The 24,643-nt window shown below is 37.8% G+C and carries 27 protein-coding genes and 1 pseudogene; 12 read left to right on the top strand and 16 right to left on the bottom strand.

The features are described 5' to 3' along the window. Window positions 1–196 precede the first annotated feature (196 nt). Together ACK1JC_RS08935 and ACK1JC_RS08940 are read right to left on the bottom strand one after the other, a co-directional pair. Window positions 197–520, bottom strand: coding sequence for a hypothetical protein (locus tag ACK1JC_RS08935; RefSeq protein WP_409511521.1), 324 nt, complete (start codon window positions 518–520; stop codon window positions 197–199). 146 nt (window positions 521–666) lie between these two features. Next, on the bottom strand, window positions 667–1,020 hold the full coding sequence (locus ACK1JC_RS08940; protein WP_409511522.1) for a hypothetical protein: 354 nt from the start codon (window positions 1,018–1,020) through the stop codon (window positions 667–669). Window positions 1,021–1,263: 243 nt separating this feature from the next. Between ACK1JC_RS08940 and ACK1JC_RS08945 the strand changes: the two genes are divergently transcribed. The 3 genes from ACK1JC_RS08945 (at window position 1,264) to ACK1JC_RS08955 (ending at window position 2,789) form a co-directional block, all read left to right on the top strand. Continuing rightward, window positions 1,264–1,497 carry a hypothetical protein gene (locus ACK1JC_RS08945; RefSeq protein ID WP_409511523.1) on the top strand — a complete coding sequence of 78 codons (234 nt, stop codon included), beginning with the start codon at window positions 1,264–1,266 and terminating at the stop codon, window positions 1,495–1,497. Window positions 1,498–1,799: 302 nt separating this feature from the next. After that, window positions 1,800–2,177, top strand: coding sequence for a DUF2750 domain-containing protein (locus ACK1JC_RS08950; protein ID WP_409511524.1), 378 nt, complete (start codon window positions 1,800–1,802; stop codon window positions 2,175–2,177). Between the two features lie 180 nt (window positions 2,178–2,357). Beyond that, window positions 2,358–2,789 (top strand): CBS domain-containing protein, encoded by a 432-nt coding sequence (locus tag ACK1JC_RS08955; protein WP_409511525.1) that lies wholly within the window; start codon window positions 2,358–2,360, stop codon window positions 2,787–2,789. A gap of 84 nt (window positions 2,790–2,873) precedes the next feature. Here the strand turns inward: ACK1JC_RS08955 and trpB are convergent, their stop codons facing one another. The 9 genes from trpB to ACK1JC_RS09000 all read right to left on the bottom strand — a co-directional run bounded on the left by trpB (window position 2,874) and on the right by ACK1JC_RS09000 (window position 10,664). Next, a complete protein-coding gene (gene trpB / locus ACK1JC_RS08960; protein WP_409511526.1) occupies window positions 2,874–4,082 on the bottom strand; it encodes a tryptophan synthase subunit beta in 1,209 nt (402 codons plus the stop codon). Between the two features lie 55 nt (window positions 4,083–4,137). Continuing rightward, entirely contained in the window at window positions 4,138–5,325 is a 1,188-nt protein-coding gene (locus ACK1JC_RS08965; RefSeq protein WP_409511527.1) for a vWA domain-containing protein, read from the bottom strand. Between the two features lie 15 nt (window positions 5,326–5,340). Continuing rightward, on the bottom strand, window positions 5,341–6,192 hold the full coding sequence (locus ACK1JC_RS08970; RefSeq protein ID WP_409511528.1) for an AAA family ATPase: 852 nt from the start codon (window positions 6,190–6,192) through the stop codon (window positions 5,341–5,343). Window positions 6,193–6,212: 20 nt separating this feature from the next. Beyond that, on the bottom strand, window positions 6,213–6,629 hold the full coding sequence (locus ACK1JC_RS08975; protein WP_409511529.1) for a hypothetical protein: 417 nt from the start codon (window positions 6,627–6,629) through the stop codon (window positions 6,213–6,215). Further along, window positions 6,622–6,924, bottom strand: coding sequence for a YcgL domain-containing protein (locus ACK1JC_RS08980; protein WP_409511530.1), 303 nt, complete (start codon window positions 6,922–6,924; stop codon window positions 6,622–6,624). The genes ACK1JC_RS08975 and ACK1JC_RS08980 overlap by 8 nt, the downstream gene beginning before the upstream one ends. 153 nt (window positions 6,925–7,077) lie before the next feature. Continuing rightward, the gene (locus ACK1JC_RS08985) at window positions 7,078–8,220 is read right to left on the bottom strand and encodes a ribonuclease D (protein ID WP_409511531.1); all 1,143 of its coding nucleotides are present in this window, start codon (window positions 8,218–8,220) and stop codon (window positions 7,078–7,080) included. A 290-nt stretch (window positions 8,221–8,510) separates the two neighbouring features. Then, window positions 8,511–9,107 carry a recombination mediator RecR gene (gene recR, locus ACK1JC_RS08990; protein WP_409511532.1) on the bottom strand — a complete coding sequence of 199 codons (597 nt, stop codon included), beginning with the start codon at window positions 9,105–9,107 and terminating at the stop codon, window positions 8,511–8,513. A gap of 12 nt (window positions 9,108–9,119) precedes the next feature. Further along, entirely contained in the window at window positions 9,120–9,449 is a 330-nt protein-coding gene (locus ACK1JC_RS08995) for a YbaB/EbfC family nucleoid-associated protein (RefSeq protein ID WP_409511533.1), read from the bottom strand. Window positions 9,450–9,476: 27 nt separating this feature from the next. Next, window positions 9,477–10,664: an O-succinylhomoserine sulfhydrylase gene (locus ACK1JC_RS09000; protein ID WP_409511534.1), complete on the bottom strand. Its 1,188-nt coding sequence runs from the start codon at window positions 10,662–10,664 to the stop codon at window positions 9,477–9,479. Between the two features lie 140 nt (window positions 10,665–10,804). On the opposite strand from ACK1JC_RS09000, the gene ACK1JC_RS09005 reads away from it, so the two are divergent. The 5 genes from ACK1JC_RS09005 (at window position 10,805) to ACK1JC_RS09025 (ending at window position 15,040) form a co-directional block, all read left to right on the top strand. Continuing rightward, a complete protein-coding gene (locus ACK1JC_RS09005; protein WP_409511535.1) occupies window positions 10,805–11,896 on the top strand; it encodes an alpha/beta fold hydrolase in 1,092 nt (363 codons plus the stop codon). A gap of 72 nt (window positions 11,897–11,968) precedes the next feature. Beyond that, window positions 11,969–12,844: an NAD(P)-dependent oxidoreductase gene (locus ACK1JC_RS09010; protein WP_409511536.1), complete on the top strand. Its 876-nt coding sequence runs from the start codon at window positions 11,969–11,971 to the stop codon at window positions 12,842–12,844. Between the two features lie 147 nt (window positions 12,845–12,991). Then, complete coding sequence (locus ACK1JC_RS09015; protein WP_409511537.1) at window positions 12,992–13,258, top strand: YARHG domain-containing protein; 267 nt, start codon at window positions 12,992–12,994, stop codon at window positions 13,256–13,258. A gap of 32 nt (window positions 13,259–13,290) precedes the next feature. Next, window positions 13,291–13,704: an HIT family protein gene (locus tag ACK1JC_RS09020; protein ID WP_409511538.1), complete on the top strand. Its 414-nt coding sequence runs from the start codon at window positions 13,291–13,293 to the stop codon at window positions 13,702–13,704. 256 nt (window positions 13,705–13,960) lie between these two features. Continuing rightward, entirely contained in the window at window positions 13,961–15,040 is a 1,080-nt protein-coding gene (locus ACK1JC_RS09025) for a porin (protein WP_409511539.1), read from the top strand. A 90-nt stretch (window positions 15,041–15,130) separates the two neighbouring features. On the opposite strand, the gene ACK1JC_RS09030 is transcribed toward ACK1JC_RS09025, so the two are convergent. The 4 genes from ACK1JC_RS09030 to ACK1JC_RS09045 form a co-directional block, all read right to left on the bottom strand. After that, the gene (locus tag ACK1JC_RS09030; RefSeq protein ID WP_409511540.1) at window positions 15,131–15,472 is read right to left on the bottom strand and encodes a hypothetical protein; all 342 of its coding nucleotides are present in this window, start codon (window positions 15,470–15,472) and stop codon (window positions 15,131–15,133) included. Between the two features lie 50 nt (window positions 15,473–15,522). Next, window positions 15,523–16,800, bottom strand: a complete 1,278-nt coding sequence (locus ACK1JC_RS09035) for a serine hydrolase domain-containing protein (protein WP_409511541.1) — start codon at window positions 16,798–16,800, stop codon at window positions 15,523–15,525. Between the two features lie 76 nt (window positions 16,801–16,876). After that, window positions 16,877–17,734: a MaoC family dehydratase gene (locus ACK1JC_RS09040; protein WP_409511542.1), complete on the bottom strand. Its 858-nt coding sequence runs from the start codon at window positions 17,732–17,734 to the stop codon at window positions 16,877–16,879. Between the two features lie 254 nt (window positions 17,735–17,988). Continuing rightward, window positions 17,989–19,380, bottom strand: coding sequence for a 3-oxoacyl-ACP reductase (locus ACK1JC_RS09045; RefSeq protein ID WP_409511543.1), 1,392 nt, complete (start codon window positions 19,378–19,380; stop codon window positions 17,989–17,991). A gap of 241 nt (window positions 19,381–19,621) precedes the next feature. Between ACK1JC_RS09045 and ACK1JC_RS09050 the strand changes: the two genes are divergently transcribed. Beyond that, window positions 19,622–21,151, top strand: a complete 1,530-nt coding sequence (locus tag ACK1JC_RS09050; protein ID WP_409511544.1) for an acetyl-CoA C-acetyltransferase — start codon at window positions 19,622–19,624, stop codon at window positions 21,149–21,151. A 182-nt stretch (window positions 21,152–21,333) separates the two neighbouring features. After that, window positions 21,334–21,857 (top strand): annotated as a pseudogene (locus ACK1JC_RS09055) (hydrolase). A 115-nt stretch (window positions 21,858–21,972) separates the two neighbouring features. Here ACK1JC_RS09055 and aceI read toward each other — a convergent pair. Further along, window positions 21,973–22,404, bottom strand: coding sequence for a chlorhexidine efflux PACE transporter AceI (aceI, locus tag ACK1JC_RS09060; protein ID WP_409511545.1), 432 nt, complete (start codon window positions 22,402–22,404; stop codon window positions 21,973–21,975). A 121-nt stretch (window positions 22,405–22,525) separates the two neighbouring features. Here aceI and ACK1JC_RS09065 point away from each other — a divergent pair, with 121 nt between their 5' ends. Then, window positions 22,526–23,416, top strand: coding sequence for a LysR family transcriptional regulator (locus tag ACK1JC_RS09065; protein ID WP_409511546.1), 891 nt, complete (start codon window positions 22,526–22,528; stop codon window positions 23,414–23,416). 88 nt (window positions 23,417–23,504) lie between these two features. Further along, entirely contained in the window at window positions 23,505–24,494 is a 990-nt protein-coding gene (gene tal / locus ACK1JC_RS09070; protein ID WP_409511547.1) for a transaldolase, read from the top strand. The last annotated feature ends 149 nt before the right edge of the window (window positions 24,495–24,643 follow it).

The raw sequence follows: 24,643 nt of genomic DNA on the forward strand, positions 1-24,643 counted from the left end.
CATAAATCAAAGGCTTTTTAATTGACGTAAAGGATTAAAGCGCATCACATAAATAAACACGTTTATATTATAGACATAAAGAACTTAAACATTTGTTTATCATGCTGATTTAAATACATTTGAAATAGATTAAACTATAACTCAAACTTTACATTGCGTTTTCATTTTTTACTTAAAATATAAAGATATCCAAATACTATTGATCTTCACTTTCTATGGCTGGATATTGTTTAACGCGCATTTCTTCACGTTGGTAGGCATGCATTAAACGGAAATAATCTGCAGCACAAATATCAGGAGTTTTCATTAAATTTTGTGCCATTTTCTGTGTGTATGGATAAGTCGCCTGCTCTGAAAGTTGTTTAATTTTTTGAAAGTGCACAACACTCACAGGACGTACCAATGCGAGCCCTGCAATGATCAATATTGCAAGAATCATCGCTAAAACTACGCCATTTAACACAGTTTCTAGCTTAAATTGAGTTTTGAATTTTGAATAAATATCTTTAAAAATGAACATGAACTACCTCGAACACTCGGTAGTCTAATCGTGCGAGCACTAAAAATATAGTACTGAATGAATTGATGAGCCTAAAAACTTAGACTCATCAGGCAGATTTAAATTTTGTACCTGTACTCTATATCGTTTATAGATCATTGATTAGATCAATGAATCACCGTTTGAGCAAATAGATATAAAACAACTGCAAGTGCAATAATACAAACTGTAACTGCAAACATTGACATTGGATTGTCATATGAGTCTGCATGTAAAGTGGGATCGTTTAAGCCTCGCATCTGATCGTCATAAACATGTTCCAAAGCTAGCCGTTGTGTTGGTTGTAAATTTCGTGTATAATCGTGCAGTATTTTGCGCTGTTCGATGCCTAAGTTACCCAAATGGACGCCCTGATGGAAGACCGCATCGTGAAGCTGCTGATGATGGTACTGAGCTAAAGCATTTATTTGCAACTCAGTCGGAGGTACTTCAAAATTAAAACCGTTTAATGTGTTTTTCATATTGTTCTCCTTTTATTTGTATGTCCCATCTTTATTTTAATAAAAATTACGACCGATTAATGTTTAATCATGTAATCTTGAAATATTTCAGCCCAGCCCACATATTAGTTGACAAGTTAAGCAATTTGTCATATTAGTTTAATATAACTTGTTTATATTTTTGAAAAGACTTGTAGATCAGTCTTTAAAATTAAACAGTTTTGCAAACAAAGTAGCAATCATAATTACAATAAGGAGTTATCTATGATTCATCAATTTTCTCAACATGATCTCGAGCATGTTTATGCAACAGCGGTAAACACAATTCAATGTGAAATGAATTTTACCAACGCTGTAGAACAACTCGAAGATGTTGCTCGTGCAGGTCACGGCAAATCAGCTACGTTCTTAGCTGAACTTTACTTTCAAGGTTTCCGTGTAGAACGGGACTCAATGAAAGCACAATATTGGCAGAACATGGCAACCATGCAAGCATAAAAAAACGTCACTCAGGTGGCGTTTTTATTCCCCTTTTAACTGTAGTTTCAATTTTATTATTAATCAAACCAACACAACATTTACTCATCCCATCTCAAACAAACACATAACACTTAAATACTTTCTTCAATTTTAATTTATTGCGTTATGCAAACCACCAAATCGGTGGTTTTTTTGCATTTTAATCAGAATTAACTTTGTTAAAATATATTTACTTACGATTCGATACCACTTTGTCACTGTCTTTTTCATATGAATCGCTATCCTGTAACAATCCAGTCAACATTGGAGCAAGACCGAACATGAAAAAGTACACTGCAATCCCGCCTGTATCACGAGAAGCCTATATCAAAATCTCAATTTTCAAATCTATGATGTATTGTGGTGTTTTATGGGGACTTTACAACGAAGGATGGGCTATTACGTCTGACCAAGACAACAATATCTTTCCATTTTGGTTCAATTCAGTACAAGCACTACAATATGCAAAACAACATTGGCCACAATATACCCCACGTAAAATCAGCTCAAAGGATTTTAAAGACTCACTACTTCCACTGCTTCTAAAAATGGAGGTCGTACCTGTGTTGTATAATGCATCTAACCAAAAATTTAAACTTTCTACACCACAGTTTCGACATTTCTTTTTCAAACAGAATATTGCTTTCATGACAGCTTAATATCTTTCTAAATCAAAGCATTAAGTATATTTCAACACTAAGCTTTAAAATAATGACTGCAAAGTATTTGCAAAATTTTAAAATCGAGCTAATTTAAAAGAGGTAATACACAAAAAATACCAAAATAAGTAGCATAATAAGCCACATTATTTAGCATCAAACAAAAGAAGGACACATAAGATGACCACAGTCGCACAAGTCATTCAAAATAAATTAGGTCAAGAAATCCACACGATTTCACCTGATTCTACCGTATTACAAGCCATTACACTCATGGCTAATAAAGGCATTGGTGCTGTTGTGGTCACTGAAAATGATAAGGTGGTTGGCATACTTTCTGAACGTGACTACACGCGTAAGATTGCTTTAATGCAACGAACATCAGACCATACGACCGTCGCAGAGATTATGACACCCAAAGTTATTTCGGTTACACGCCACAACACTGTAGATGAATGTTTAGGTTTAATGACCGATCGTCATTTGCGCCATCTTCCTGTAATGGATGGAGAAACCTTAATTGGATTTATTTCAATTGGTGATCTTGTGAAAGCTGCAATGGAAGATCAACACAAACTCATTGAACAATTACAGCAATACATTTCAGGCTAAGGCTGGAAATACAAAATATAAAAGTCAGACATATAAAAAAACTGCTCAATTGAGCAGTTTTTTTATGATCAAATTTTTGAAAAATTAATTCAAACCCAACTTAGCAGCAACATAATCTGAATCTTTATCACCGCGACCTGATAAATTCACGACTACTCTAATCTCTTTTGCCATTTTTGGTGCTTCACGCAATGCCCAAGCAACTGCATGTGAACTTTCAAGCGCAGGTACAATACCCTCCACACGTGACAACGTCATAAATGCATTCAAACACTCTTCATCTGTCGCCGTTGAATATTCCACACGACCCAAATCTTTCAAGAAGCTGTGTTGCGGTCCCACACCAGGATAATCCAACCCTGATGCAATCGAATGCACAGGCAAAGGTTCGCCCCGCTCATCCTCAAGCACATAACACGCCATACCATGCAATTGACCAGGTTTACCAAGTGTTAACGTTGCAGAATGCATGGCTGTATCCAAACCCAAACCTGCCGGCTCTACACCCACAAGTTTAACTTCAGGCTCATTCAAGAATGCTGTAAACGCACCCATCGCATTTGAACCACCACCAACACATGCCACAATATAATCAGGTGCAGAACCAAAACGATCTTGAGTCTGAATTTTAATTTCATCACCAATAATCGACTGGAAATCACGAACCATTTTTGGGAACGGATGTGGTCCAACCACAGACCCAATCGCATAAATAAAGTTTTTTGGATCTTTCAAATATTCTTCAAAAGCACTATCTACAGCGTCTTTAAGTGTTGCTGTACCACGTGTCACCGAAATTAAATGCGCGCCCAAAATTTTCATTTTTACAACATTGGGATGCTCTTTTTCAATATCAACTTGACCCATATGAATTTCACATGGAATACCGACCAATGCACACGCTGTCGCCAAAGCCACTCCATGCTGACCCGCACCTGTTTCTGCAATCACTTTACTTTTGCCCATATACTTTGCAAGTAAAGCCTCACCCAAACAGTGATTGATTTTATGTGCACCAGTATGGTTTAAATCTTCACGCTTCAAATAAATTTGTGCACCACCCAATTGTTCAGACAACCGTTTCGCATGAAATAATGGACTTGGACGACCGACATAATGAGTGAATAAATCATTCAATTCATCTTTAAACTCAGCAGTGTGGCGAATTTCCTCATAAGCCACATTAATTTCATCCATCGCTTCTTTTAAGTGCGGTGGAATAAATTGACCGCCATATTCACCAAAGAAACCTGCTTCGTTTGGTAATGCAATTCCATTAATTTGATGATCCATGTCAGCCTCTGTACTGCGTTTACTGAAAAAAATTAACGAACTTAAATCTATCCGATCAACGTGCCAAAAGTTTGGTTAAATCTTCAATTCCCTTCAAGGTCATTGGATACATATGATCTTCAAAAATCTGTTTAATCTGGTTAATAGTCTGCGTATAGTGCCAATAGTTCTGTTCTTCAGGATTCAGCCAAGCTGTTTTTTCAAAATGATTTCGCAAACGACGTAGCCACACTTCGCCTGGCTCTTCATTCATATATTCCACTGAACCACCAACAGACTTCAACTCATACGGCGCCATACTCGCATCACCGACCACAATCACACGGTAATCACGACCATAAGAATTCAACAAATCCCATGTGTTCATTTTGGTTGATGAACGGCGAAAATTATCTTTCCACACATAGTCATACAAACAATTATGAAAATAAAAATATTCAAGGGTTTTAAATTCAGTCTTAGCTGCACTAAAAAGCTTTTCACACTGTGCAATGTGTGAATCCATTGACCCACCAACATCAAATAACATCAGCACTTTGACACGATTACGACGCTCAGGCACCATCTGTACATCTAAAATGCCCTGCTTCGCCGTTTCATAAATCGTGCTGTTAATATCGAGTTCTTCTGCAGCACCTTGACGGGCAAACTTGCGTAAACGGCGTAAAGCCATTTGCATTTGCCGTGTTCCCAAAATTTGTTCATCATCTAAATTTTGATAATTACGCTGTTCCCAAACTTTAACCGCAGACTTTTTACGGCTCGGCCCACCAATGCGCACACCCTCTGGATGATCACCAAATGCACCAAATGGCGATGTGCCACCTGTGCCAATCATTTTATTGCCACCTTGATGCTTTTTATGCTGCTCACGCAATCTCTCTTCAAGCATTTTCATTAGTTCTTCAAGCGAACCTGCTTTAAGTAATTCAGCACGTTGCTCAGGTGTCAAATGTTTTTCAAGTAGCTCAAGATCAAACCAATCTTTTGGCAATTGATGAACTTTTTTCAGTAAATCATCCAAATCAAACGTTTGGATACCATCAAAGTAGTCTTTCATGGCACGGTCAAATTTATCAAAAAAACGCTCATCTTTAACCATGACCGTTTTAACAAGCTGATAAAAATCGTTTTGATCTGCAAAGACCAAACCCTCACTGACCGCTTGATTTAGGTCGATCAGTTCACGTGTCGATACAGGAATGCCATATTTTCTAAGGGTATAAAATAATCGCACAAACATGTTGCGATCTCCCCATTAACGACGCGACATAAAGGCTAAACGTTCAAGTAATTGAACATCTTGCTCATTTTTAATCAAAGCACCATATAAAGGTGGAATCGCTTTTGATTTGTCATGGTTACGTAATACATCTTCAGGCATATCATCTGCCATCAACAAACTCAACCAATCAATCAACTCAGATGTTGAAGGTGGTTTTTTCAAGCCAGGTACTTGACGCAATTTGAAAAATACTTGTAAAGCTTCATTGACCAATGTACTAGCTATATTAGGGAAATGAACCGCAATAATTTCTCGCATCGTCGCTTCATCAGGGAATTCAATATAATGAAAGAAACAACGACGTAAAAATGCGTCAGGTAACTCTTTTTCATTATTTGAGGTAATGATCACGATTGGACGTTGAGTCGCTGTGATTGTTTCACCTGTTTCATAGACAAAGAATGACATTTTATCGAGTTCATGAAGTAAGTCATTTGGAAATTCGATGTCCGCTTTGTCAATTTCATCAATCAACAATACACAACGCTCTTCACTTGTAAATGCTTCCCACAATTTACCCGGTTTAATATAATTTTTAATATCATAAACACGGTCATCACCCAACTGACTATCACGTAAACGTGATACCGCATCGTACTCATATAAGCCTTGCTGAGCTTTGGTAGTCGACTTGATGTGCCATGTGATGAGTTTTAAACCTAAACTTTCTGCAACCTGTTCAGCCAACAGGGTTTTACCCGTTCCCGGCTCACCTTTAACCAATAATGGTTTTTGCAGTGCACGTGCAGCTTTAACTGCAAGTTTTAGACTATCCGTCGCAATATATTGCGCCGTACCAATAAATTGTTGTACATCAACAGACATAAATAACCTTTATTTTTAATTTAAAGTGGTGAAATATTTTTCGCTGTGCTGCTTTTTTCTAGTGTGGTTTTATTAGATTTGTATTTTGACCAACAATAGCCAATGAGCAAGCCTAAGCCAATGACAAAGCTAATTAATGCTAAATTAGACCAAATGAGTGGTGAGTCTTTGGTTAAAACCCCAAAGAGCAAGCCAAAAGTTGCTGGTGCTAACGCAGAGTTTGGTCCTTCAGAAATCGTAGGGGTTGCAATCACTGCAAATACAATAATCCATGTAATACCACCTAATGGTGCGGGTAAGCGCTTACAAATACCCGCCCAACACCATAGAATTATCAATGCCCCAAGAATATATACAGTGACAGCGATACTGTCTTCTGGAATGGTATCTAACAATTCCAAAAAATTTGCCCATATTCCGGATAATTGATCAAGCACCGCGTAATCCTTCTGGCTCTACCGCGTTTGGATTGATTAATCCTTCTGGCGGTACTTGGATAAAGAAACCTTTGGTTTGCAATGAGTCCATCACATGCAGGACATTGACTCGTGCAAGTTTTCGAGTTTCGCTGAGTTCTAAATGCATCACGAATGTTGCACGACCAAATGCCGTACGTAAAGCATCAGAAAGAACATCTAAAGGATCTGAGTTGTCATCTTCTAAAATTGCCGGGCGGGCAACGTAAAGATACATCTCATCCTTCTTACTCGACTTATAAATATTACAATGCATATCAAAAAACAGCGTCTACAAAATCAACGAACAGCATACATCAAAACAGCACAGGATTCATTAGCGTTTGTTAACCTAAGTGTCGAGTTTTTTGCTAGTTGATAATTGTTTAATCAATTTAGCATGCTATTTATTTTGTAACATCCATCTCATTTATTCAATTACTTGCATTTGTGTTGTCAAATATAAGGCATCCTTTTTAAGTAATTCAATCAGTGGCTTGGTCAATATTTCATAACGCCAACCGAGCAAATATGCTGGTAAATTTTGCTCATCACCATGAAAAACCACATGCTGATATAAAGTATTTAACCACTTTTTACGTATTAATACTTCTTTTGGAACAATGCATTGTTGCGCAATTTGTTCAATCAACTCATCGACCGCTTGCGTAATCCCTTGTGATGAATGACGAATTGGACGTGCTAAACGCAGTGGCCAACTTTCAGCTTCTGGTATAAATTTGAGTAAATCTAAAATAGTCTTGCCATGCTCACGAATAACATTTTGGCGAATATCTTTAATACCTGACAATTGAAAAATATTTTTGGGATTTTTTTCAACCAAATCAATCATTGTCGAATTTTTTAAAATAAAGCTACGAGGCTGATTAACCGCTTTGACCATTTCTTCACGCCATACCGACAATTGTTGCAATTGCATCAATTGTTTACGTGAATGACGATAATTTCCAACATCGGTATATAATTTTTCTTGCGGGGTTTCAAGCGCAATTTCTTGAGTTAAATGCTGACAATCTTCAAGCACACATGTATAAAGATTTTTAGCTTCAAGTTCAGCTTTCAGCTTATCTGCCAACTGCATAATATATAGCACATCATTGGCTGCATATTTCATTTGTGCAACACTCAAAGGACGAGCAAGCCAATCTGAACGTGTCTGATCTTTATCAATTTCAATATCTAAAACGAGTTTAAGTGCATTTTGATAACTCACTTGTAAGCCATGCCCTAAAAATGACAATGCAACTTGCGTATCAAAGACATTGATAAGCGGTTGTTTGTCGGCATAGTGATAAATGAGATCAATGTCCTCACCACAGGCATGAAAAATATTTTGTTGTGCTGCAAAAATTTTTTGCCAAAAACAAGATAAATCTAAGGTTGTGCCATCCAATAAAAAAACATGATCATTCACATTAATTTGAAATACACCAAGTTTCGGCCAAAATGTATCCACTTTAATAAATTCTGTATCGAGCCCATACACACACCCCTGCGCCATTAAAGCGATTACAGTGTCAAGGTCAGCCTGTTCGGTGATAAATTTGGACATATCAGGTTCTATCAAAATCTTACATTTAAACTATGTTTATTTTACAACATTATATAAAATATGAATATATTTTTTTGGGCAAATTACTGGTCAAACATAGCTTATAAACACCTTATTGATCGCTATCATCTATAATAAAAAATAAACAAAGCAGGCTTTTTATTTCAAAATTAATTGCTTTTTCTCTTTAAGATATTTCAAGTAATCTTTAAATCAAAATACAGCGCTCTCATCATTGCCAATTTAAAAAATGAATACAAGTTATTTATAAAAAAAGCACTTTACAGTGCTTATTTCATTTTCATCCGATTATGCAGTGCCTGGCTAAGTGTATGACTATCAACATATTCAAGCTCTCCACCTTGTGGAACACCTTGTGCAATCCGTGTCATTTGAATATTCAAATGTTTGGTAGCTTCCACCAAATAGTGCGCAGTTGCTTGTCCTTCAACAGTAGCATTGGTTGCAAGAATAACTTCATCCACCTGTCCTGAACTTAAGCGTTGTAACAAATATGGAATACCAATTTCCTCAGGTCCAATCCCATCTAAAGGTGATAAATGTCCACCCAATACATGATATTTCCCACGAAAACTGCCACTTTGTTCAATCGCCATGACATCTGCAGGTGATTCAACCACACATAACACTTGTTCGTCACGATCTTTGGAAGCACAGATATCACAGACTTCATTTTCAGTCAGTGAATGGCATAGTGTACATTCATGAATATATGAGGTTGCTTCATTGAGTGCATGCGCCAAAGCAACAGCACCTTCACGATTTTTCATGATCAAATGCAATGCCATGCGTTGAGCCGATTTTGGCCCAACACTTGGCAAAATACGCAAGGCTTGTACAAGTTGATCAAAACGATCACTAAACACTAAGCGTATTCCTTAGAACATACCTGCAAGACCTGGTGGCAAGCCCATACCTGAGTTTGCGCCTTTCATTTTTTCTTCAGTGATCGCTTCTACTTGACGAGCAGCATCATTCATTGCCGCAGCAATCAAATCTTCAACCATGTCCGCATCATCTTGAAGTAATTCAGGGTTAATTTCGATACGCTTAACCACGTTACGGCAAGTCATCGTCACTTTCACTAAACCACCACCAGCTTCTGCATGCACTTCTGTTTGCGCAAGCTCTTCTTTGGCTTTTTTAACATTGCCTTCCATGTCTTTTTGCATACGTTGTGCTTGTTGCATTAACATATTGATGTTCATAAAATTCTCCGAACATAAATTAAATAATTAGATAAGGTCTAAACCACGTTTAATATCACGAATAATATCATCAATATCTTCAAGACCAACAGAAATACGAATTAAACCGTCAACAATTCCTGCGGCTTGTTTAGCTTCGGCTGACATTCTGCCATGCGATGTCGTTGCTGGATGGGTAATGGTTGATTTTACATCACCTAAATTACTCGTAATAGATAAGAAGCGTGTATTATCAATCACAGTCCAAGCCGCTGTACGTTCACCTTTTACGATAAACGAAACAACTCCACCAAAACCACTTTGTTGTTTTTTTGCCAATTCATGACCTTCATGATTTGGTAAACCTGCATAATAAACTTTTTCAACTTTCTCATGTTGATCAAGCCATTCCGCAAGTTTTTGCGCGCCAATACAATGTGCTTTCATACGTAGGCTTAACGTTTCTAAACCTTTCAAGAAAATCCAAGCGTTAAACGGACTCATAGAATTACCAAGTGTGCGAATCACACCATTAATTTCTTCTACAAGTTTATCTTTACCAACAACCGCACCACCTAAAGCACGACCTTGACCATCAATATATTTAGTTGATGAGTAGATAATCAAGTCCGCACCAAATTTAATTGGTTGCTGTAAAATAGATGTACAGAATGTATTATCAACTGCAAATAATGCATCATTCGCATGAGCAATATCTGCAATTGCTTGCATATCACCTACTTGTGCCAATGGATTTGATGGGGTTTCAATAAAAAGTAATTTTGTATTTGGACGGACTGCTTGTTTCCAAGCATCCAAATTTTCTAATTCAACAAATGTAACGTCAACACCAAATTTCACAACATATTTTTCAAAGAGTGAAATAATCGAACCAAATACAGCACGTGAACAAATAACATGATCACCGGCTTTAAGGTAAGCCAAACAGATCGCATGCACAGCCGCCATACCTGAACTTGTTGCAACGGCACGTTCTGCACCATCCAATACAGCTAAGCGTTTTTCGAAAGCCTGCACCGTTGGATTGGTATAGCGTGAATAGGTATTTCCTGCGATTTCACCTGAAAATTTAGCAGCGGCATCGGCAGCATTTTCACAGACAAAAGAAGAGGTCAAGAAAATAGGTTCACTATGCTCACCCTCGAAAGTGCGATCATGCCCCGTACGAATGGCTAAAGTATCCAGTTGATATTCAATTTCGTCGTGTTGGCTCATCTCTAAACTCAGTCCGAAAACTGCCTTTGTAAATTATTGCCAATATTTTGAGCGTCTAATGTATTTAAGGTCAAGGTAAAAACGTAAATTATCGCTTAGACTTCGAACAAACTTCCACTCATCTGAGTTCAAAATTCATTATGGAACAACTCAAAAGTAAATTTCAGGAACGTAAGGCAAAAATTAAAAATTTGTCGACTCGAATTTTCAATGGAAAATCATTAGTTTTATCACAAAGTACACCTTATGAAGTGATTGCAGAACGTCATCAAACACGTGTACGCTACTACGCATCAGCAAATAAAAAATATAAAGAACCTTTAGTTTTTGTTGCACCTCTTGCAATTAGTATGGCGATCTATGACCTTTATCCGTATCGCTCATTGGTCAAATATTTTTCTGAACAAGGCTTTGATGTCTACCTGATCGATTGGGGAAAACTCACCTACAATGACCGTAACTTAACCTTCCTCGATTTTATTAAAACATCAATTCCATACTGCATCGAACACATTCGCAATCATTCTAAAAGTGAGCAAATTTCACTTCATGGTTGGAGTATGGCGGGTATTTTTGTATTGCTTTATACCGCACTCCATCAACCGAGTTATATTAAAAATCTTATTGTTTTAGGTAGCCCTATCGATAGTTATAAATCTGGTGGTATTGGACGTTTATACCGTAAAATCAATGCGTATTTAGCATATAATCAAAAACTTAAACACACACTTTATAACGGTGGTATTCCTCGAACATTCTTGCATACCCCTGGTATTATCAATGCGATTGGTTTTAAAGTTTTAGACCCTAAAGGTTGGTATGATGGTCACAAGAACCTATTGCAAAATTTGGATGATCAAAAAACCTTAATTGAACACGCCACACTTGGACATTTTCTCAATCATATGATTGATTACCCAGGTGGTGTAAACCAAGATATGCTATTTAATGTTTGGCTACAAAATCCACTCAAAGATGGAAAAATCACACTCGGTAAAACCATAATTGAGCTCAATAAAATTGATTGTTCACTCATGATTGGTGCTGGTAAAGGCGATCAAATGGTCACTGTAGCTTCTGTTCAACCCTTAGTCCAATTGACAAATAGCCAAGATGTCACGTTTACTCTCATCCCTGGTGGACACTTGGGTCTGATGTCGAATCAGAAAAGCGCTGATGAATTTTGGCCAACACTCTCAACGTGGCTATCGAAACGATCAAGTCCAATTTAAACAATCACTTCTCAGTTTAAATTGCGCTGATGATTTATTTAAATAATTTTAATTCCTGATTCGGGTGATGTCATGACGCAAACAGTTGCATTTATTGGTCTAGGCGCTATGGGTTGGCGTATGGCTGCGCACTTACCTCAACATTTCGATAGTGTTTATGTATGGAATCGAAATTTTAGCAAAGCTGAGCAACATGCTGAACAGTTTGGCACCATTGCGGTAAAACTAGAGCAAGCAGTACAAGCCGACATTATTTTTTCTTGCTTACCAACGAGTCAGGATGTTGAAGATTTGATTCAGCCTCTCAAGCTAAAAGCAGACTCTATTTGGGTCGACTGCACAAGTGGCGTACCCGAATCTGCCAAAAAACTACAAACAACACTCGCAACACAACAGGTGCAGTTCCTTGATGCACCAGTCAGTGGACAAACCATTGGTGCTGAAAATGCAACCCTCACTTTTATGGTGGGTGGCCATCAAGATGCATTTAATCAAGCACTTCCTGCTATGCAAACGATGGGTAAATTAATTAAACGTGTGGGTGATGCAGGTGCAGGTTTTGCAGTCAAAGCTGTCAATAATATGATGATGGCAATTCATTTATGCGCAGCAGCCGAGGGCTTTACCACACTAAAAGCACACGGCGTAAATCTTAATGAAGCACTCGACTGTATTAATGCTTCAAGTGGTAAAAGTGGCGTGACCGAATCTGCATTACCACAGCGCATTTTAAACCGTAGTTTCCCTTTGACATTTGCTCTACCACTTCTCGCTAAAGATACAGGTATTGCGATTGACTTGATTCGTGAAGCACGTTTATCTGCACCTGTGACGGGCTTAACTTACAGTTTAATCCAATCTGCGAATGCACTTGCCGAACCTAACAGTGATTTTTCTACAGCAGTCAAACTTTATGAATCTTGGAACAATATTATTTTAGAATCATAATCTTAGAACTTTAAGTATAGAATTATCTTACTTATATCTATAAAACTCATCAAAACAACATAAGGATAATTTTTCACCATTGTATTCAGAAGAATCATCCTTATAATAAGATGAGACAATGTAATATGTCAGTTTTGAGGGAAACTCATGAAAAAAATTTCAATTGCATTACTAAGCATGGCAACTTTATGTGCCAGTTCAGTCTATGCTGCGGATGCAGCACAAGAATGTAAGAAATTACAAGATGACTCAAATGTCATTTATGCAGCAAAAGGTTTTTGTTTTAAAGACCCAGAGGCTAAAGCTAAGTACGGCAATGATAATTGCTTTACAAGCAAACCAAAATTTTCTGAAAAAGAGCAACAACGACTTGACGCGATCAAGGAACGTCAGAAAGAATTGAACTGTAAATAATTACAGCACAATTCAACTTTTAAGGAAAAAACATGTCATACGATGATCAGAATATTTTTGCCCGCATTCTTCGTGGTGAACTTCCTGCAATCAAGGTCTATGAAGATGATCAAGTTTTGGCATTTATGGATATTATGCCTCAAGCCGAAGGTCATACTTTGGTGATTCCAAAATTACCTGCGGTTACATTACTTGACCTTACCCCTGAGGCAGCAGCATATACCATTCAAATTGTACAGAAGGTTGCGAAGGCAATGGAGACTGCACTTGATGCAAAAGGTATTGTCTTAATGCAATTATCAGGTGTTGCGGCAGGTCAAACTGTTCCGCATGTTCATTTCCACTTAATCCCTTCTTCGATTCATGAGTTGGGACGCCATGCAGCTCAAATGGGTGATCAAGAGAAAATTGCATCGCTTGCAGAGAAAATTAAAGCAGCGCTCTAAGTACCTTATCTGATTCATAAAAAATGAGGCTCAATGCCTCATTTTTTATGTTCAAAAATCATCAAACGTCTTTTTATTTTAAAGTTTAAAAAATCTTCCATGCAATCAACGTCATCAAACTGTCATTGAACTTTCACTTTTTAGTAACACTGTTTGCAGATACTGCATGCACGTTAGTCAGTACCCACCTGCTGATCAACGCCATAAAAAGCGAAATAAATAAATGCCGTTTTGAACATGTTTTGGAGAATTTTGAATGAAAAAAATGCTACTCGCTGCAACAATTGCATCACTAGGCTTAAACGCAGCGCAAGCAGCGCCAACCATCTACGGTAAGCTCAACGTATCTTTAAACCAAGTAGACAATAAAGACTACAAAGGCACAGATGAAACTCAATTAAATTCAAATGCTTCTCGTATTGGGATCAAAGGCGAAGAAAAGCTGACTGATAATGTCGGTGTGGTCTATCAAGCAGAATGGGCTATTTCTACGGATGGTTCTGGTTCTGATACAGACCTCAGTGCACGTAACCGCTTCCTTGGCTTAAAATTTAAAGATATTGGTACAGTAAAAGCAGGTCAATATGACTCATATTTCAAGACCTCTGCTGGTAAATATCAAGATATTTTCAATGATGACACTAACCTTGATATCACCAAAACCATGTATGGCGAAGAACGTTTAAAAAATGTTGTCGGTTTTGAAACTGATAAAAATCTCATCGTTCCAGGTTTACAATTTAATGTTCAAGCACAAATGGGTGAGAATAATAACTCAGTATACTCAAGCAAAGAACGTGACAGCATTAATGGTGTTTCTACATCGTTAACCTATGAAAATAAAGACTATGGTATTGCGGCTGGTCTAGCAGGTAATTTTGCAGTTGCAGGTGCATATAATGCCCTGAGTCTAAAAGATATTGAATCGGATGCTTACCGTATCACGGGTTCCATTGATTTAAGTACAATTGGCGCAAAAGGTCTAGTTTTCGGCGCATTATATCAATTTGCAGAGCCTTCTAACTCTCCTTCTGCAGATGCCCTTACAGCTGCAAAACTTGATACTCGCGTTGCTACACTCGAAGAAAAAGCTTGGTTGATTTCTGCTGGTTACACCATTCCAGAAACACCTTGGACAGTAAAAGGTCAATATCAATCTGCTGAAACACAATGGTCAGGTGGCGACCGTACTATTGACCAATATGGTCTTGGTGTTGACTATAACTTTAACAAACAAGCGCGTTTCTACGGTGTAGTTGCACAACAAAAACGCGATTGGCAAACTGATGATGACAAGAAAACGGTGTTTGGTTTAGGTATGGAATACAATTTCTAAATCAACCATTCCATTTAAAAAAAGGAACTCACCATAAGTAAGTTCCTTTTTTATATTCAGCTAGTAACTAAAAAATAACTCAAAAATGAATTAAGCATCAATCGCTGTTGCTGAAATACCAATATAACGCGACATGTCTGCAGCACCTAAATCTGACTGATAAACCACATAATCCGAATAAGTTGCTTGTTTTAAATCTTCCAATATATTGATTTGAATATCATGTGCGTGAACATCATCAACCGAGCGTTGCATAGTCGATTCATAAGCATCCGATATATATTCAAAACCTAAATCAAATGCAACAAATAAGGTATGTGGGCACGGCTGTACGTACTGCTCTTCTGCCCAATTGATAATATTTTGTTGGCAATGTGGACAGGCAATATTGCTATCTGCCTGAATGTCGAGCTTGATTAATTGAAAACTCATCGCAATATCATCAAAATTTAAAAATGCATTGTAAAAGATTCAATCGGTGATTAAAACCAACCTTTATGTCCTTTAATTACTGCATCTGCACAACGTAACGTTTCCTGTGTTAAACCCCACAAACGATAATCCCCTGTAATTGAACCTGTCATAAAGTTATGCGTATAAGCAAAACTTAATTGACGCTGTGGATCACACCATGCACCTGAACCGTTATAGCCAATATGCCCAAAACCTTGTTTGGCTCGTTTCCCCATACTAATCACACGGTGATAACCCAAACGCCATTTCATTGGAATTGGCATCACACGGTCACGGCGGATACTTTGAATCTTACTCAACTCTGAAAATACGTGCGGTTGTATGAGTTGTTCCCCTTGCCACTCCCCACCGTTTGCCAACATGGCATACATTTTCGCAAGACTGTGCGCATTAAATACACCATTGGCAGCAGGAATAATCGCTTGTAAGCCTTGATCACTAAAAAAACTAAAATCTTTCATGCCTTTCGGCACCATTGCATCTAAAAAATCTTGCGGATTTTGTCCACTAAACTCCGCCAATCTATCTGAAAAACTTGCTTTATGATGCTTTTTGACTTTATTTTTCGTTGTTTGCTTTGCACTTTGAGCAGCGTGCTGTTCAGACGATTTTTCTTTAGGCAATATTCGAGCAACTCGACTTAATTGATCTTGAGGCACACCAAAATATGCACCATCCAACGCTAAAGGCTCAACCAAATAATGTTGCATCAAACCCTGTAAAGACTGACCTGTAGCCTTTTCCAATACTCCCCCGACTAACCATCCAAAAGTTAATGCTTGATAGGCGATATCCTGCCCCACAGCAAAACGAGGTGTTGCATGCTCCATTACATGTAGCATATGTGCCCAATCAGCCATTTCTACAGCACTTTGAATCACATTACGGATATCATATAAACCCGATTGATGACTCAAAATATGACGCAAGGTCATCTCAGCTTTACCATTTTGAGCAAACTCAGGCCAATAGTGACTGACAGGAGTATCATAATTGAGTAAACCTTCACTTACGATAATATGTGCAAGCGTTGCAAGTACACCTTTACCAGTGGAATAACATACAGATAAAGTATCACTGCTCCACTGTTCAGTCAGAGATTTACGACCCGTGCAAATATCGACAACCTTTTCACCCTGAAAATACACCGCCAATGCAGCACCACCGTGCATCGTTCGACTGTCCTGCAAACGACTAAATTGCTCAGCAAGATCTTTAAAACGGTCATCTACAGTCCCTGTATAGTTGTTTTTGACTGCAAATAAAATATCCGTTAAACCACTCATGCCCTTTCACCTTTTGTTTTATGTTGATTATCCATTCAATTGAAAAAGCCTGCATTTCACAACGCAGGCTCTTGTCTTATAATTCTTTTACAATACCACTGACATGTGGTTTTTGCGATGACTGATTTCGAATCAAAAAGGCTGTTTCGGTTTTTCGATTTTCGGTGAGTAGCTCAACTGTCGATGGTAAATAAATTGGCAACTTAAAAGACACATCAGCTTCATAAGCATCAGGTAAAGTTAGACTTGCTAAAGCCCGTGCTTTACTCCACATACCATGCGCAATGGCTTGTTTAAAGCCAAAAGCTTTTGCTGTTAATGCATGAATATGAATTAAATTATAATCGCCCGAAATACGTGCATAACGGCGACCTGTATCTTCTGAAATATTCCAACTTGTTAACACTTCATATACAGGTGTAGATGCTTCTTGTTTATTTTTTGATACACTTGAACCATCGGTTTTTTGACGAATTAAATAAGTGGTTACGCCTTTCATCACCACATCACCTGAAACTTTTGCTGTGGTTAAGAAGTCAAACTGTACACCTTTGTCATGTGGCTTCAACTCACCAAATGTACATGTAAGCGTCAATTGCTCATTAACACCTACTTTACGGTATTGTTTTACAGTATTACGAATATGCACCAAGCCTAAAATTGCAAATGGAAATGGCTCTGAAGTCATCATATGCATTTGTAAACTTTGCGATAACACTGCCAAATAAATTGCAGGAATATAGCCATTATTTTTAAAACCACAAACTTCGTTATACGATTTTAAATGATCGGTATCAATTTTGAATGAATCCACCACATACTCAACCTGTGGCAAAACTTTTTCACCTTTAGGCTTTTTAAAAATCAAACCTTGAATGACTTTTGGATATGCTAAGTAAGGCTTAGGCAATTGATTAAAGTGACGGCTATTCATATTTTACCTTTCTAATATTTGATCTATTTTGATTCTATTAAATAAAAAAATCAGGGATGTTTCAAGCACAGCCCTGACTCTTCTAACATTTAATGTGATGGTGTGGATAGGTTAAAATACTATATTCGCGAAAATACGATCTAACCACTATTCTAATGACCATCACCACTAAAAATTTCTAATCTGATATTTCATGATCTATGAAAACAAACAATCACATGAAATATCATAGGACTTTAAATCTTTATATAGAATTATGCGCCCAATAAGCTCTGACCGCACACACGAACTACGTTACCATTTAAACCAGTAGATGCTGATGATGCGAACAATGCAATCGTTTCAGCAACATCGACAGGCAAACCACCCTGACTCATCGAGTTCATACGACGACCCGCTTCACGAATGGCAAAAGGAATCGCTGCAGTCATTTGAGTTTCAATGAAACCAGGTGCAACTGCATTGATCGTAACGCCTTTTTTCAGAAGTGGTGCAGTAAATTTAACTAAACCAATGACACCAGCTTTCGATGCTGCATAGTTCGTTTGACCTAAGTTACCCGCAATACCTGAGATAGAAGATACACAAACAATACGACCATTTTCGTTCAGACCACTGTTATTTAACAAGTAATCATTAATACGTTCTGCCGCAGACAAGTTAATATTGATCACGAGATCCCACATGTCTTGTTTCATATTGGCAAGGGTTTTATCACGTGTAATACCCGCATTATGCACAATAATATCGAGTCCACCTTGTGCTACCGCAGCGGCTTTAATTTGTTCACCTGCATCTGCTGCTGTAATATCAAGAGCCACAGCAGAACCACCAATTTCACTAGCAACACGATCAAGATCAGCTTGTTGTGGTGGAACATCTAAACAAATCACATGCGCACCATCACGTGCCAATACATGGGCAATCGCTTCACCAATACCACGGCTTGCACCTGTTACCAATGCTGTTTTTCCTGCTAATGGTTTTGCCCAATCGACATTCACTACAGCCGCTTTAGATACACGAATCACTTGACCTGAAACATATGCAGAACGCGGTGAAAGTGCAAAGCGTAAAGACGATTCAAGGTTTGCAGCCGCATCTGCATCGACATGAATGAGATGTGCAGCAATGCCTTTTTTAAACTCTTTACCGACTGATTTAACAAAACCTTCTAAAGCACGTTGTGCAATAGCTTGCTTAATGGTTGATGCTGTTTCAGGTGTTAAACCGACAACAATAACACGACCTGAAGATGCAATTTGACGTGCTATCGGGCTAAAGAACTTGTGTAATTCATTCAACTGTTCAGAATTTTGAATACCTGATGCATCAAAAATAACCGCTTTAAATTTTGACTCTTTATCGCCTTCATTGAACGCATTTAAAGTTAAACCTGATTTTGCTGCTGCTTGTTGCAGTTCAACATTATTCCCTGCATAACTATTTGCATGCACATTGCTAAGTACTTGAGAAATTGAATCAGACAACATACCACCTGGCGCAGCACCAACAAGTACAGCACCTTTAATTACAGGTGTTGCAGATTCAAAACGATCTAGCGCAAGTGGTGATGGCAAACCTAAATTTTTAATGACAAATTTACCAATTGGAGATTTTGCAAATACTTGGTATTGGTCAGACATGTTTATTATCTCTCTGAAAATTAATTTTTGAATGAATCTGTTTATATGTCCGAACTTCAATGTAATGTCAGATACTTATATTTCAACAGATGCATGATGCTTGTTCTGAATCATACTTGACTCAGCTACTATATGTCTTGACCTGAAAGCATCCGTAAATGTCATTTCAGTCAATACGACCCTCTCAACAATATGCTAATGTACGTCTTAAGAATAGCGTAAACATGCTTGGAAAAGCCTTATGAGCAAAACAACTCAAGAAAATCCAACAGTCGAGGATTCTGCTGCGGAAGCGGTGTCAAAACCATCAAAACAGCGTACGAGTGCCAACAAAAGTACCACAGTTGCTTCTAAATCAGAAAGTACTTCACGGACACCACGTACCCGTGCTGCTACATCGACTCGAAAATCCACAGCTTCAGATACCAATAAAGTAAAAGTAGATGCGCCTTCAGCACCTACAAAACAAACATCCACATCTCAGGGAAAAACCATGACTCAAACTGTTCGTCGTGTAGCCATTCTTGGCGGTAACCGTATTCCATTCGCTCGTTCAAATGGTCCATATTTCCAAGCATCCAATACGGATATGTTTACTGCGGCGTTAAATGGCTTAATTGAGCGTTTTAACCTTCAAGGTCAATGTCTTGGTGAAGTTGTTGCAGGTGCAGTATTGAAGCACAGCCGTGATTTCAACATGACCCGTGAATGTGTTTTAAATACTCAACTTGCACCTGAAACACCTGCTTATGACATTCAACAAGCATGTGGTACGGGTTTACAAGCAGCATTCCTTGTTGCCAATAAAATTGCTTTAGGTCAAATTGAAGTGGGTGTTGCAGGCGGTGTAGATACCACGTCTGATGCGCCTATTGCATTTGGTGATGGCTTACGTAAAGCAATGCTTGAACTAAATATTGCTAAAACTGCAAAAGACCGTTTAAAAGCATTGTCAAAAATCAATGTTAAAGATTTACTTGATGCTCCTAAAAATGGTGAGCCACGTACAGGTTTATCAATGGGCGAGCACCAAGCCATTACAACGCTTGAATGGGGTATTTCTCGTGAAGCGCAAGATGAACTTGCAGCAACTTCACATCAAAAAATGGCAAAAGCCTATGATGCTGGTTTCTTTGATGACCTCATGACACCATTTTTAGGTTTAAGCAAAGACAATAACTTACGTCCTGATTCTTCAGTTGAAAAATTAGCTAAACTAAAACCAGCGTTTGGTAAAGGCGAAAATGCAACCATGACTGCGGGTAACTCTACTCCGTTAACCGATGGTGCATCGACTGTATTACTTGCTTCTGAAGAATGGGCAAAAGCCAATGGTCATGAAGTTTTAGCGTATTTGACTTTCACAGAAACTGCTGCTGTTGACTTTGTAGGTAAAAAAGAAGGTCTATTGATGGCACCTGCTTATGCTGTTCCGCGTATGCTTGATCGTGCAGGCATTACGCTGCAAGATTTTGATTATTACGAAATTCATGAAGCATTTGCAGCACAAGTATTGTCTACACTCAAAGCATGGGAAGACACAACTTTCTGTAAAGAGCGTTTAGGTCGTGATGCACCATTGGGTTCAATCGATCGTAGCAAACTGAATGTCAATGGTTCTTCTTTAGCAGCAGGTCATCCATTTGCTGCAACAGGCGGTCGTATCCTTGCAAGTGCTGCAAAACTACTTAACCAAAAAGGTTCAGGTCGTATCCTTATTTCGATTTGTGCTGCTGGTGGTCAAGGTGTAACAGCAATTATTGAAAAATAATTCGATCATTACACAGCGAAAAATATTAAACACCTCTCAGTTCTCTTAGAGGTGTTTTTGTTTTAAAACATTCATGCAAAATAGTTACCGTTTTGTAGTATTAAATACCCAATTATTTTATTTATCTATAGCGATTGCTAAGGTCAATATTCCAATAACACTCACTCACAATAGGATATAAAATGACAAGTGAAGCTATTCGTAATCAGAAAGATGATTTTTATTAACTCTCCCAAATTCAGTATTTATTTGTACCGACTATCAAACCTGTTGAAGTCAATTCGATTGCTTCAATTGATCGCCAATTACTTATCAATAACATTGTTGGTGAAGTAAAGGCAGCACTTGTATAAGATTTATCAATCACTCATTCTACGTTAATGTTTCAACCAGTTTAAATAAACCACCGATTCCGCAATTACGTAAAGTATTAAAAGGTATTCCAACCTATGACTGCACTTTAAACAGAGGCATGTTTAATCTTCCATGCACTTGATTCACTCAAAAGGTTTGAAGTATATGTTGTTGTCGATGCTGGAGGTGGCACATCTGTTGCGACAAATTAAGCAGCATTACGCCGAATTGAATTATTCTGTGAATTACAACGTGATTGGAAACGTGCTAAAACCGTTACACAATTTATGGATCTACTCATCAAAATAGATACACGGCGGGTATTCAATTTGTATCTAAAAAACCAGATTAATTTCCCTTTAATTGCTGTAAAAAAACCGTATCAATGCCTATCGATACGGCTTTTAGCGAAAGATTATCTATAAATTTTAAAATAAATACATTCATTTTTCTAATATGACAATTTCTTATTTCATAGTCACCATAGAACTAACTCCCAAACGTGCCTCAATGTAGTCATAACACCATTGGAAAATAAAGGTATATACCAAAATACACATCGTCATACTAAAATCGAGCAAAATAGCTTCAAGTAGACTCATATTCAAAGCATAAGCAACCATTGGAATAGTCGCCAACATTAAACCACCTTCAAAACCAATCGCATGCATAATACGAACAGGCACAGTACGTTTAAGCTGATGCTTCTTTTCATACTTTTCAAAAAAATGATTGAAAATCATATTCCAAATCACAGAAGTGACCGCCATAGCGATACCTAAAGTTCCTGTAATTTCCATTGGTACTTCAAAAATAAAACTTAATGCAATTGCGATGATCACTAGAAGAATAATCTCATAAGTCAACGCATGCACGACTCTTCTTTTTGAAATCATCATAAATCATTTCCTCTAAACTACAGATGGAATCATTTTATGTGCTTATTATTGATTAATCGAGTTAGATTCTTTCATTTTTTTTGATAGGATAGATGTTAATATTTTTACTCACTTACGACCAATGAACATCAACCAAGAACAATTAATCATTTTCAAAACGGTAATGGAAACAGGTTCATTCTCTGCAGCGGCACGTAAGCTCGGTAAAGTTCCCTCTGCCGTAAGTATGTCAATTGCGAATATGGAAATTGATCTCGATTTAAAATTATTTAGCCGTGAAGGTCGTGAGCCACTGCCTACAGCACAAGCACAAACTTTGTTTGAACGTACCGAACAGCTACTCACAGAAATGAATCAATGGAAACAACATGCCTATGCGCTAAGTGTTGGGCTTGAATCGGCATTAAATATTGTGGTGGTATCTGAGTTACTACATACTGATTGGACAAGTTATATTGCACTGCTTGAACAACAATTTCCCGAATTACAGATCAATATTTTTTCTGCACCGCAAGAAGATGCTATTAAAATGCTGATGAATAAATCAGCTCAACTTGCGCTAATGTTTGAGCGAGAGCAACTTGAAACAAGTGAGCAATTTGTTGAATTAAAACGTGAAGCTCTGGTTCCTGTCGCATCAATACAACATCCTCTTGCCCAATTGGAATATATTGCATTTGAAAAAATTCTGAAAAATCGTCAAATAGTAGTGGCAAGCCGTGACCGCACGATTAAACCCGAACTGCTCTACTCACAAAAATATTGGCGCACTGACAATCACCATTCAGCTTGCGTGATGATTTGCCAAGGTCTCGGTTGGGGTGTTCTCCCTCTGGAAATGCTGAATGAAAACCCACTGTTACAGCAACAATTAAAAATTTTAAACTTTTCCGATTTCACACCGAAATTTGAATATTATGTCGATTTGGTTTGGAGTCGTGAAAGTGAACTCGGGGCTGCTGCTCGTTTTTTGATTGATTACATCCGAAATCAAAGAATTCAAGCAAATTAAAAGCCGTTTCAAGACTTTTTTACTTTTGCTCAAAGCACAATGTGCTATAAATAAATACACAAGTATTTTAACCAAGAATTAAATCGTAATGACACAGTCCTCTTTAGCACAATTAAAAGCATTTACAACTATTGTTGCCGACACAGGTGATTTAGCTGCAATTGAACAATTTCGTCCATTGGATGCTACCACCAATCCATCTCTGATTACGGTTGCAGCCAATCAACCTGAAAACCGTGTACTCATTGAAGATGCATATACACAAGCCAAAGCAGAAGGTTATCTGCATGATGAACTTATTGAACGCACCATCGATATACTTACGGTTAAACTTGGCGTTGAAATTTTAAAGATTGTTTCAGGGCGTGTTTCAACTGAAGTCGATGCCTCTTTATCTTATGATACAGATGCAACGGTTGCCAAAGCACATGAGTTATTAAAACTATATAAAGATTATGGCGTTGAACAAGATCGTATTTTAATTAAAATTGCTTCTACTTGGGAAGGTATTCAAGCAGCAAAAATCTTAGAAGCTGAAGGTATTCATTGTAATTTGACATTACTCTTTGGTTTACATCAAGCCAAAGCCTGTGCAGATGCAGGTGTAACCCTAATTTCACCGTTTGTGGGACGTATTCTAGATTGGTATAAAAAAGCTGAAAATGTTGATCATTACCCTATCGAAAAAGACCCTGGTGTTTTATCAGTTAAACAAATTTATCATTACTACAAACAGCACAGCATTAAAACAGAAGTGATGGGTGCAAGCTTCCGCAGTGTCGATCAAGTCCTTGGACTTGCAGGTTGTGACTTATTAACCGTTGCACCGAATCTGTTGGCAGACTTGAACAATGAGCAACGTGTAGTCACAGCACAATTGACTGTTGATCATGTCCACTCAAATCATGAGGAAACACATCAAGCAATTCAAAAAGATGATTTTAAGTCACAACTTGAACATGACTTAATGGCATTTCAACTGCTTCAAGGTGGGATTGATGGTTTTATTCGTGCTCGTGATCAATTGAGTACCTTATTGCGTCAATCTTTTGGTATTGATGCAACAATTCACCACTAAACAACCATGTAAAATATTGATATAAAATTACGTTATAAATACCCTAAAAATGTACGCTTTATGTGTACAAGTTAGCCGAGTTTGTTATGATGCTTCTCGGCTTTTTTATTGAATGAGCCAATAGCTTTCCAATATTTTATCAAAAGGTG

This window comes from Acinetobacter sp. TY2, from assembly GCF_046269225.1.
Classification (GTDB): Bacteria; Pseudomonadota; Gammaproteobacteria; order Pseudomonadales; family Moraxellaceae; genus Acinetobacter.